The sequence below is a fragment of the Clostridium drakei genome (assembly GCF_000633595.2).
In the GTDB taxonomy this organism is placed as follows: Bacteria; Bacillota; Clostridia; order Clostridiales; family Clostridiaceae; genus Clostridium_AM; species Clostridium_AM drakei.
The window spans coordinates 98,415-110,127 of record NZ_JIBU02000004.1 but is presented as its reverse complement, the minus strand read 5'-3'; the positions used below and the strand labels follow the sequence as shown (position 1 = coordinate 110,127).

The 11,713-nt window shown below is 28.0% G+C and carries 11 protein-coding genes; 9 read left to right on the top strand and 2 right to left on the bottom strand.

Annotated features, from left to right (window positions below):
- Positions 1–4: 4 nt before the first annotated feature.
- Both EG57_RS0202405 and EG57_RS0202400 read right to left on the bottom strand, forming a co-directional pair.
- Positions 5–565: a hemerythrin domain-containing protein gene (locus EG57_RS0202405; protein ID WP_032075713.1), complete on the bottom strand. Its 561-nt coding sequence runs from the start codon at positions 563–565 to the stop codon at positions 5–7.
- Positions 566–580: 15 nt separating this feature from the next.
- Positions 581–1,228, bottom strand: coding sequence for a hypothetical protein (locus EG57_RS0202400; protein ID WP_032075712.1), 648 nt, complete (start codon positions 1,226–1,228; stop codon positions 581–583).
- 307 nt (positions 1,229–1,535) lie between these two features.
- On the opposite strand from EG57_RS0202400, the gene EG57_RS0202395 reads away from it, so the two are divergent.
- The 9 genes from EG57_RS0202395 to EG57_RS0202355 all read left to right on the top strand — a co-directional run bounded on the left by EG57_RS0202395 (position 1,536) and on the right by EG57_RS0202355 (position 11,703).
- Positions 1,536–3,353, top strand: a complete 1,818-nt coding sequence (locus tag EG57_RS0202395) for a MutS family DNA mismatch repair protein (RefSeq protein ID WP_032075711.1) — start codon at positions 1,536–1,538, stop codon at positions 3,351–3,353.
- Positions 3,354–3,377: 24 nt separating this feature from the next.
- Complete coding sequence (locus EG57_RS0202390; RefSeq protein ID WP_032075710.1) at positions 3,378–3,857, top strand: PTS sugar transporter subunit IIA; 480 nt, start codon at positions 3,378–3,380, stop codon at positions 3,855–3,857.
- Positions 3,858–3,883: 26 nt separating this feature from the next.
- Positions 3,884–4,867 carry a lipoate--protein ligase gene (locus EG57_RS0202385; protein WP_032075709.1) on the top strand — a complete coding sequence of 328 codons (984 nt, stop codon included), beginning with the start codon at positions 3,884–3,886 and terminating at the stop codon, positions 4,865–4,867.
- 31 nt (positions 4,868–4,898) lie between these two features.
- Positions 4,899–5,750: a lipoyl synthase gene (gene lipA, locus EG57_RS0202380; RefSeq protein WP_032075708.1), complete on the top strand. Its 852-nt coding sequence runs from the start codon at positions 4,899–4,901 to the stop codon at positions 5,748–5,750.
- A gap of 197 nt (positions 5,751–5,947) precedes the next feature.
- Positions 5,948–6,931, top strand: a complete 984-nt coding sequence (gene cbiM, locus EG57_RS0202375; protein WP_032075707.1) for a cobalt transporter CbiM — start codon at positions 5,948–5,950, stop codon at positions 6,929–6,931.
- A 135-nt stretch (positions 6,932–7,066) separates the two neighbouring features.
- On the top strand, positions 7,067–7,591 hold the full coding sequence (locus tag EG57_RS0202370; RefSeq protein WP_032075706.1) for an FmdE family protein: 525 nt from the start codon (positions 7,067–7,069) through the stop codon (positions 7,589–7,591).
- A gap of 423 nt (positions 7,592–8,014) precedes the next feature.
- Complete coding sequence (locus tag EG57_RS0202365; protein ID WP_032075705.1) at positions 8,015–9,508, top strand: spore germination protein; 1,494 nt, start codon at positions 8,015–8,017, stop codon at positions 9,506–9,508.
- Positions 9,501–10,604 (top strand): GerAB/ArcD/ProY family transporter, encoded by a 1,104-nt coding sequence (locus EG57_RS0202360; RefSeq protein ID WP_032075704.1) that lies wholly within the window; start codon positions 9,501–9,503, stop codon positions 10,602–10,604. Before EG57_RS0202365 ends, EG57_RS0202360 begins: the two co-directional genes overlap by 8 nt.
- On the top strand, positions 10,582–11,703 hold the full coding sequence (locus tag EG57_RS0202355) for a Ger(x)C family spore germination protein (protein WP_032075703.1): 1,122 nt from the start codon (positions 10,582–10,584) through the stop codon (positions 11,701–11,703). Before EG57_RS0202360 ends, EG57_RS0202355 begins: the two co-directional genes overlap by 23 nt.
- Positions 11,704–11,713 lie beyond the last annotated feature (10 nt).

The window sequence follows — 11,713 nt, the reverse complement described above, 5'->3', positions numbered from 1 at the left end:
TATTTTAGATAACATCAAGCTTTCTTTCTAGTTCATCAATAAGTTTTTGATATTTATCTTGTATACTATTTAAAGCAGCATTTTTTTCAACTTCTTCAGATTTTTCATTTAGTATTTTTGTGTTTTCTTCTGATAGAGAACGTTCTGCAAATTTGTATAAGGCTGTATCTTCACGTTCTATATGTCGAGTTAGCAAATCTGTATAGGAAATTGAGTTTGCAATTATGTCTAGTTTTGCATCTTCTTTTCCAGTTTCTAATCGCTTTAGTGCATTTTCCAAGTTTGTCATATATAGTCTACCTAAGTCATGTTCTACCAACATTCCCATTATAGGACCATTTTTAATTTTTTCTCCAAACTGATTACTTAAAATATCAAATAATATATTTTCTTCTTTACTATGATGATGCTTATCTGCATAATTTCTAACAAAATCTATTATTTTATAGAAATCATTGTAATCTAAAGCTTCATTTTTTAATACTTTATAGCAATATTTTCTTACTATTTTAAGCATTCTTTTAATATTTGAATGTTCTGCAACCATTATTTCTAGAGCATTCATAAAATCACTTCCTTATTAAGAAATTTTTTTGATTTGTTGAACTCTTTTATTGTTAACTATAATTACACTATATAAAAAGTTGCTATTTAAAGCTTTTACAAAGGATTCTATCCATACATCTCTAAGGATATAAAAGTTATTTACATCTCCATGAACACTGTCCCAGTATTTACTATGAAGACAAAGATTTGTTTTCCACATATAGAGCTCAGAATTATTTTCTAATTCTTCTGAAACTCTATCACAAGGCATACCTTCTAGAATAAAATCATTTATAATATTATAAATTTCTTCTGGTGTATTAGGAATCATATTTTCTCTATATTTAGTTCCTAATTCATTACCTTGGTTTTCAAATATATTTATTAGATCCTCTTTATATTCTTGTGAGGAACTTAGTATTTTGGTAATCCATGCTGCATGCCTTCCTTCTGATTTTGAAATTTTATCTTGAAGCCATCCATGTATATTTGATGTATCTATCATATCTTCTAGAGGTTTATCTTCAATAGGATAACCAAAATTTTTATATATCTCCTCTTTCCAATTGTCTACAGGTAAATTTTTAGCTTCAGCAAAGTTTACTATTTCACTTTCTAAACCTTCAAACCATTTTATTTTATCAAATAACCAATAGTGAATTTTTCCTAAAAACAAACTCATAACTAACCTCCTGAATTATTATTTTAAACTTTAATTTGATATCTTTTATTATATGTAAATATATATTATAAATCAGTAACAAATGTTACTAAAGTTATAATACAATGAAATGTATGTGTGAAATTGTCAATAATAATATTTATATGGTTTGCTGTAAAATAAATAGGTATGCATGAGACATAATAAAGTTAAATTAACACAAAAATAAAGGGAATTTAGTTATATAAATAGAATATAAAGGTGTGATAGCCTTATATGATTAAAAAACAAAAATATATTGGCTTCCATAGGAGGAGGAAAATGTTTAGTGGTAATTGGAGAAAAATTTTATGAGAAGAGAAAAAATAATTATTTAAATTTAGTAAAAAGACAAAATAGAGCTATAAGTATTATGAGTACTGTAAGGCTTATTATTTTTTTTGTTGGAATTATATTAACAGGATTTTTATATACAAAAAAATATATTTATTTAAGTATAAGTTCATTTTTATGTTTTTTAATATTATTTGTTTTTGTAGTTGTTATACATGGAAAAATTAAAAGAAACAGAAATTATTCTTTAGTGCTTAGCAAAATAAATGATAATTGTATAAAACGCTTTAATAGTAAATGGAAGAATTTCATTGATGATGGGGAGGAATTTATAGATATAGATCACAATTATTCCTTTGATTTAGATATTTTTGGTAGGGGTTCTCTTTTTCAATGGATTAATACTGCTAATACTTATGTAGGTAGAAGAAAGTTAAGAGATTCGCTTTCTTCATGCTTAAAAAATGTAGAAGAAATTGAAAAAAGACAAGAGGCTATAAAAGAGTTATCAAAAAAACTTAAGTGGAGACAAAGGTTTGAAGCAGAAGGAAAAATTATAAATGAAGAAATAAATGATCCATCACCTATGATTAAATTAGCAAAGAATAGAAATTCTATCTATACTAATAAATATTTGGTTCTAATATTTAAGGTGTTGCCAGCTATTACAATTAGTATGATTATATTATATTTTGTTACTAATAGTGTATCTAGATCTATACCACTATTATTAATAGTTTTTCAGTTTTTTTTGCTTATTCCAAAGGCGAGTCAAAGATTTAAGAGTTTGGGAGTAGTTTATGAATTTAAAAATAGTATAAAGATCTATGATAAAATGATAAAATTAATTGAGAAAGAAAAATTTCATTCTGCATATTTAATAGAGCTAAAAAGTAAGCTTATAAATGATAAATATAAAGCATCTGAACAAATAAAGAAATTAGTAAAGCTATGTGATGTAATTTCTGATCGTAGAAATTCTATGTATATAATCATAAATACATTATTGTTATTGGATTATCAATATATGTTTGCATTAGAAAAATGGAAGGAAAAATGTGGAGGAAGTTTACAAAACTGGATTAATACTATTGGACAGTTTGAGGAATTGAGCAGTTTATCAATTATAAATTATGATCATCCTAAATGGTATATTCCTAGAATTGTTGAAAATGATTTAGTATTTGAAGCTAGGAATATGGGACATCCACTATTAGGCGAGAAAGGTATATGTAATAATTTAATAATAAAGAAGCCATATAATGTAGCACTTATAACAGGTTCTAATATGTCTGGTAAAAGCACACTGCTTAGAACTTCAGGAATTAATTTAGTATTAGCCTATTCGGGGGCTGCAGTATTTGCTGATAGTTTTTGTTGTTCTATAATGGAAATATACACTTGTATGAGGGTTAGTGACAATCTAGAAAAAAATATATCTTCTTTTTATGCAGAACTTTTAAAAATAAAGAATATTGTTAAAGCTTCTAAAGAAAAAAGAAAAATATTTTTCTTATTAGATGAAATTTTTAAAGGAACTAATTCTTTAGATAGACATACAGGAGCTAAAGTCTTAATAAATAGTTTAAGTAAAGAAAAAACATTAGGCTTAGTATCTACTCATGATTTAGAATTGGGCGATTTGGAAAAAGAAAGTAATAATAAAATAAGAAATTATCATTTTAGAGAATATTATAAAGATAATAAAATTTATTTCGATTATAAGCTTCAAAGAGGTATATCAAAAACTAGAAATGCTCTTTATTTAATGAAAATGGCTGGAATAGAAATTGAAAATTATGTACAAAAATAAATATAAGCTTTAGGAGGGTATAATATGTTTGATTTATTAAAAAAAGATTATTCTGTAATATCGCCTACATCTGGTAAAGTATTGGAGTTATCAGAGGTACCAGATGAAGTTTTTGCTAATAAACTTGCTGGAGATGGCGTTGCTATTGATTGCTCAGGAGATACAATAGTTTCACCAGCAGATGGTGTATTAACTATAATATTTAGAACAAATCATGCTTTTGCTATTACCCTTGATAATGGAATAGAAATTTTAGTTCATATAGGAATAGATACAATACAAGTAGATGGGGAAGGATTTCAAAGAATAGCTCAAGAGGGAAGCAGAGTTAAAGCTGGAGATCCTATAATAAAAATTGATAGGGAAGTTATAAAAGAAAAAGGATTTTCTTTAATTACTCCAGTTTTAATTGTTAATGGTGATAGAGTTAAAAATATTGATAAAAATGTTGGAGTAAATGTATTAGCAGGAGAGGATATTATATTTACTTATAAAACTAAATAATTCAAATATTTAGTTGGAGGTTTTTTATGATTTTTGTTAAGAATGATAATACTAATCCATATATTAATCATGCTATTGAAGAATATATGCTAAAAAATTTTGAAGAAGATTGTTTTATGTTATGGAGGAACGAACGTTGTATATTAATAGGAAAAAATCAGAATACTCTTTCGGAAATAAATATGAATTATGTAAAAGAGCACAATTTACCTGTTGTACGAAGGATGTCAGGTGGAGGAGCAATTTTTAATGATCTTGGAAATTTACATTTTACTTTTATAGCTAATAATAGTGAAAATCGTTTTGCAGATTTTTCTAAATTTACATATCCTATTATAAATGCCTTAAAGAAAATTGGTATAAATGCTGATTTATCAGGAAGAAATGATTTAACTATAGATGGAAAGAAGTTTTCAGGGAATGCTCAATACAATTATAAAAATAAAATTCTTCACCACGGTAGTATTTTATTCTCAGCTGGTATAAGAGATCTAACATCAGCATTAAAAGTAAAGAATATAAAGTTTCAAGATAAATCGGTTAAATCTGTAGAAAGCAGGGTTACTAATATAAATGAACATCTAAAAACTCTAATGAGTTTAGAGAAATTTAAGGAATTTTTAGCTGATTCTATTATGAGTGAACATAAAGAAGTAAAAATTTATGAATTAACAGAAGAGGATTGGATTAATGTAAAAAAGATTTCTGATGAAAAATATTCTACATGGCAATGGAATTACGGAAAATCTCCTAAGTTCAATTATTTTAATGAAAAAAAGTTTTTAGGAGGAATAGTACAAGCTAATATAAATGTGGAAAAAGGATTAATAAGTAGCATTAAATTATATGGGGATTTTTTTAGTGAAAGCGACATTATTGAATTGGAAAGCGTTTTGACTGGAATAAGATATGATGAAAAGAATGTAAGAGCTCTTTTAAAGAATATATCAATTGAAAAATATATGAGTAATATTAATGAAGATAATTTAATACAAGTGATGTTTAATTAATATATAGATTTTTTCAAAGGGGGATAAAATCATGCATCAAAGAAAACCAGAATGGCTAAGAGTAAAAATAAGAGGGGGAGAGATTTCTGGTAATGTTCAAGAAATACTAAAGAAATATTCGTTAAATACAGTTTGCAGAGAAGCAAATTGTCCCAATAGAATGGAATGCTTTAACAAGAGGACAGCCACATTTATGATACTTGGAAAGAATTGTACTCGTAATTGTACTTTTTGTAATGTAACAAAAGAAAAACCAGAAGTGGTTGATTATGAGGAGCCACATAATGTAGCACAAGCAGTTGATAAGTTGAATCTTAAGCATACTGTCATAACTTCTGTAACAAGAGATGATATTGAAGATGGTGGGGCATCACATTTTGTAAAAGTAATAGATGAAATAAAAGAATTAAATAAAAATATCACTATAGAGGTATTAATACCTGATTTTAAAGGAAATGAAGAGGCTTTGCAAAAGGTAGTAAGTGCTAAACCTGATATAATAAATCATAATGTGGAAACAACACCAAGACTTTATAGTGAAGTAAGGCCTATGGCAGTGTATGATAGATCGTTGGAACTTTTACAGCGAGTGAAAGAAATGGATGATTCAATAATGACTAAGTCTGGCTTTATGTTGGGACTTGGAGAAAGTGAAGAAGATGTAATAGGAATACTTAAGGATTTGAAAAACATTAATTGTGAAATTGTAACTATAGGTCAATATTTGGCACCTTCTTCAAAGCATCATCCAGTAGTAGAGTATGTGCATCCAAGCATATTTAAAAAATATGAGAAAATAGCTTTAGAAATGGGATTTAAACATGTTTTTTCTGCCCCTTTAGTTAGAAGTTCTTATTATGCAGAACAGGTATTTAGTTCTTAATTGTTTATTCAATAACAAGAAATTATCATAATGAAAAAATTCTCAAAATGGTACTAAAAAGTATCGTTTTGAGAATTTTTTGCTGTTTTTACCCTTTAAAACATATGGCATAAAAATTGCTTTTATTTTATGGTAAAGATAATCTATTTAAATAAAAAATAAATGTTTTTTATTATAAGTTTTGGGGGGGTAAAATTATGCATATTCCAGACAATTATTTAAGTCCATCAACTTGTGCAGTAATGGGGGTTATTATGCTGCCAGTGTGGACAAAATCGGTGAAAAAAGTGAAAGAAGAAGTAAGCAAGAGAAAAATGCCTATACTTGGTGTATGTGCAGCTGTATCATTTCTTGTAATGATGTTTAATGTGCCGGTTCCAGGAGGTACTACAGCTCATGCAGTAGGAGCAACTTTGATAGCAATATTAGTAGGGCCGTATGCGGCAACTATATCTGTCAGTATATCATTATTAATTCAAGCACTATTTTTTGGAGATGGTGGAATACTTGCTTATGGAGCAAATACGTTTAATATGGCTTTTGTAATGCCATTTGTTGGATATTCTATTTATAGATTTATAAAAAACAGAGTAAATAGTGAAAAAGGGGAATACATAGCAGCATTTATTGGTGGCTATATTGGAATATTAACAGCTGCTTTTTGTGCATCAATTGAATTTGGAATACAACCACTATTATTTAAAGATGCAGCAGGTGCAGCAATTTACTGTCCTTATACATTAAGTGTTTCAGTGCCAGCTATGATTTTACCTCATTTACTTGTAGGAATATTAGAAGGAGCTATAACAGCAGGAGTTTATGCTTATGTAAAAAAGATGTCACCTGGTATTATATATGAAGGAAAGAAAACAAACAAAAAATCTTTATATGGATTACTTGGTGCTTTAATAGTATTATGTCCATTAGGACTTTTAGCTAGTGGAACTGCTTGGGGAGAATGGGATGCAGAAGAAATGAAATCATTAGTTGGATACGTACCTAAGGCTTTTGAAAATGGATTTAATTTTAACGCAATAGCACCAGATTATGCTCCAGGAGGAATGCCTGAAAAACTAGGTTATATTGTTTCAGCCATAGCGGGAGTGGCAATTTTATTAATTATATTTAAAGTAATTGCTTCAGTTAAAAAAGAAAAAGATTTACAAGATAAAGCATCATAGAAGAAGTACTAAAACACAAACTTTAAAGGCTGTGGCTTATACAAATGTATTATAAGCTGCAGTCATTTAAATTTACATTAAAATTGATAGTATAGTATACTTATATTAAATATACTATGGAGGAGAGAGTGTTATATGAATAAAGAATTGTGGGAAAAATGTGTAGAATTTCATGGACATTCATGTCCAGGCTTAGCTATAGGTTATAAAGTTAGTGAAGCTGCTAAAAAAAAGATGGGATTAAACTATTCTAAAGATGAAGAAATCGTTTGCGTAACAGAAAATGATGCTTGCTGTGTAGATGCAGTACAAGTATTAACAGGTTGTTCTATAGGCAAAGGTAATTTAGTTTATAAGGATTCTGGTAAAATGGCATTTACATTTTTCAATAGAAAGAATAATGAAGCCTTGAGAATAGTTTTAAAACCATTAGACAAGTCTGAAGATAGAGAAAAGCGTATGGAGCATATATTGAATGCTGATATCGAAGACTTATTTTTATTTAAGACACCAAAATTTAAAGTGCCTGAAAAGGCTAGGCTTTTTAATAGCATTATCTGTGAAAACTGTGGAGAAAGTACTGCAGAACATAAGATAAGACTTATGGATGATAAAAAGGTTTGTTTAGATTGCTTCAATGATTATTCAAGAGGATTTTAGTAATAATAAAATAAGTGGATAATGTAAAAAATTTGACTTAAAATAAGCACAATGTGCCACAACTTTTTTGAGGGGACATAGGACAATTGACAGAGGACAGTGAAGGTGAGTTTTTCGACGTAAGGAGAAAAACTCACCTTCACTGTCCTCTGTCCTGTGTCAATTGTCCTCTTGAAAAAGTTATGTTGCAATATTTTTAAATTATGAAGGTTAAATTTATAATAAAAACACTAAATTTTACTTATGTAAAGTTTAGTGTTTTTGTTATTCCTTTTTTTGATATCTAAATTAGGATTTTGTAACAAATATCCACTTATGACAATAGAATACCTACACTAAAGGCATAATCTGTCTAATATTTTTTAAAATTAAATCCATACTAAAAACAAAGACTATACTGTTTTGTAAAGTGAGGTGATATGCATGGATAATAAAAAGCTTATCTTACAACAGAATTTGGATGAAATTAAGAATTTAATGGGAAATGGAATACAACTAGTAACTAAGAATTTTGTTATGGGAAGTAAAGAACCTATTGAAGCATGTATTATTTATGTAAATGGTCTGATAAATAAAGATATGATTGATAGGGATATTTTGAATCCATTAATGCTTCACATAGAGGAAAATTTAAGTGGTATACCACAAATTGAAGATTATGTATGTAAAAGATATATAACTATTAGCAATACGCAATTAGAAAAAGATATAAATAAAGCTGTAGATGCTGTAAAGAGAGGAAAAACTTTGATGTTGATCCAAGAAAGCAGCAGTTTTATTATAATAGACACAACAGGTGGAAACTTTAGAGCTATATCTGATCCTATGAATGAAACTTCAGTAAGAGGTCCAAGAGATTCCTTTATAGAAAATTTGGAAACTAATTTAAGTATTATAAGAAGAAGATTGAAAGATAGAAATTTAAAAATGGAGACATTAACTTTGGGGGTGAGATCACAAACAGATGTAGTAATTACATATATAGATGATATAGTAGATAAAAATTTATTAAAAAGAGTGAAAGATAGAATACAGGCTATAGATGTGGATAGTGTTTTAGCAAGCTCTACCATTGAACAACTAATAGAAGAACATCCTTATAGTATTTTTCCACAATCCTTTGCTACAGAAAGACCAGATATAGTTGAAGCGAATTTATTAGAAGGAAGGATAGCTTTAGTTGTAGAAGGAGCTCCTTTTGTTGTGACTTTACCAAGTTTATTTGTAGATTTTTTTCAAACAGTAGAAGATTATTACCATAGAACAATAGTAGCATCTTTTACTAGAATAATAAAATCTATAGCAGTTTTCATAGTAATCACACTTTCAAGTGTGTATATAACCTTAATAAAATTTAATTCGGAACTAATACCATTAACTTTTATACAATCTATTATTGAATCAAGAAAAGGTATAGCTTTAACACCATTTATGTCTATATTGTCTATGAATTTAGTTATAGAATTTTTAAGAGAAGGAGGACTTAGATTACCAAGTAAAATAGGTCAGACTGTAAGTGTGGTAGGTGGAATTATTATAGGAGATGCAGCACTTAAAGCTAAAATTGTAAGCTCACTTACTTTACTTATAGTTGGTGTTACAACTACTGCATCTTTTTTAATACCTAGCTATGAAATGTCTCTTTCTATAAGGATGATAAATTATCCTATGATAATACTAGCTAACTGGTTAGGAGCATTAGGAATAGCTATAGGGTGGTTTTTTTTAATAGCTTATCTTTGTGCCTTGGATAGCTATGGAGTTCCTTATTTATCTTTTCATAAGAGTGATTTAAAAGATATTTTCATAAGAGCACCTATATGGAAGATGAACAAAAGACCTGAAGCTGTACCTAACAACAATCCTATAAGGCAAAAGAATTTTAGATGGAAATTTAGGAGGGGCAAAAATGGGTAGTGAGAAAGTAAATACCATAACTATTACCCAATTTGCAGTTATATCCTTGGGCAGTATGATTGGAATTGGAATATTGACTTTACCTAATGATGTAGTGAAGGTTGCAAAGCAGGATGGATGGATTTCATGCATACTAGGTATAATATATCCTTTATATATGATTAGTATAGCACTGTATATGTCTAATAAGTTTCCCAAAGATAATATACTAACATTAAGCAAAAGGTGTTTTGGAAAGATTTTAGGTGGAATTTTTAATTTTATATTTGTAATGTTTTTTCTATTTTTATTGACAGAGGTAGCAGCAGGAACATGTAATGTTTTTTTAATATATGTAGTTAACTTTTTAAACAGAAAAAAGATAATAGCAATTATATTTTTGGTGCCAGCATTTATTGCATATAAAGGTATCAGTACTCTAGGTAGGTTAGGAGAAGTTATTTTTTGCTGTACTTTTCCTATAATTTTTATTCCTATAGCAGCTTTAAAACAAGGTAGTTTTTTAAATGTTATGCCTGTATTTGGTTCTGGAATAATAAATATAATAAAATCATCTAAAGAAACTGCATTTGCTTATTCCGGAATAGAAGTAATTTTTTTGATATATCCTTTTTTGGAAAATAGAAAAAAAATTAAACAATACAGCATAGGAGCTGCAGTGCTTACTTCAATTGTTTATACTTGGATAACCTTTGTAACTATATTTTATTTGGGAATTGAAGTTATTCCAAAATTTTTATGGTCTGTTGTAACCTTATCTGAATCAGTAATAATACCTGTGATAAATAGCTTTAGATATATATTTATGATGTTATGGTCTCTTATAATGTTTAGAACTATGTCTAATTTTTATTTTGCAATGGTTTGTGGATTAAGCCAATTTACTAAACATATAAGTAGAAAACAATTTGTTTTTTTGATGTACCCAATAATTTTTTATTTATCTATAAAATATGGGAATCCAACTATAAGAAGAAATTTCCTAAGCAAGACAGTTCCTTTATATGTGCTTTTTAATTTAGTATATGTTTCTGCTGTAGCTCTTTTATTGACTATAAAAAAAGGAGATCAATATGAAAAAAAAGTTACACGCTAAGTTTATTATTTCCATGATATTAAGTGCAATTTTCTTATGGAGTTTTATAGGGTCAAAGGGTGAATTAGTAGAAAATTTATCTGTACCTATAGGGATAGGAATAGATATAGTAAAAAATACAAAACAAGATGAATTATACAGGCTTCCCATTGCATTATATGTTTCTGATCCTTCTGGTAATACCACAACAAGTACTGTTATTGTTGGAGAAGCCAATACTCTTGGAGGTACTAGGGAAAACAGACAAGTAAAAAATAATAAAAGGTATTTATTAGGGTTGGAAAAAGTATATGTAATAAGTGAAGAGTATGCTAGAGATGGAGTTCGCGAATTAATAGATATATTAGTTCATAATCCTCAAATAAATGATAAGGCCTTTATGACAATATGTAAGGGGAAATCTGAAGATATCTTAAAATATAAAGTAGAAGGATATGCCAATTCAACAGAGTTTATAGAAGGAATGATCAAAAACTCTAATTACTTCAATTTTTTTGCACCACAATATACTATGATGGATTTAGTAGTGAGAATAGATGCAGAGGGGAGAAATATTGTACTTCCCTATTTGGAAATAAAAGAAAATGGTCTTAAAATTACAGGAATTGCTTTATTTAATGACGAAAAAATGGTGGCAAAGTTAGATATGAATGAAGCTAAAATACTAAATTTGCTTAGAGAAAACAAAGTACAAGGTATGTTAACTATACAGAAAAGTCCAAAAGAATATATAAATTATTATGCAGAATCTAAAAGAAAAGTTAAATGCTATAAAGAAGGTGAAAAATTTAAGTTTATAATAGATTTGAATTTAAAAGGTACTATAGCATCAAATGAACTATACAAAAATTTTAATAAAGATCCTAAGGTATTAAAAGAGTTTACAAATGAAATGGAAAGTTCAATAAAAAAACAATGTGAAAATTTTCTAAGTGTGGCTAAATGTGAGTACAAAGTAGATTTTTTAGACTTAGGAAGAGTAGCAGCAGCTAAATATGGAAGAGAAACAGGAGTAGATTGGAACAAGGCTATTTGTGAATCAGATATAGAAGTAAATGTAAAAGTAAAAGTTGATACTGAAGGTAGGGGAGAATATTAAATTTTTAATG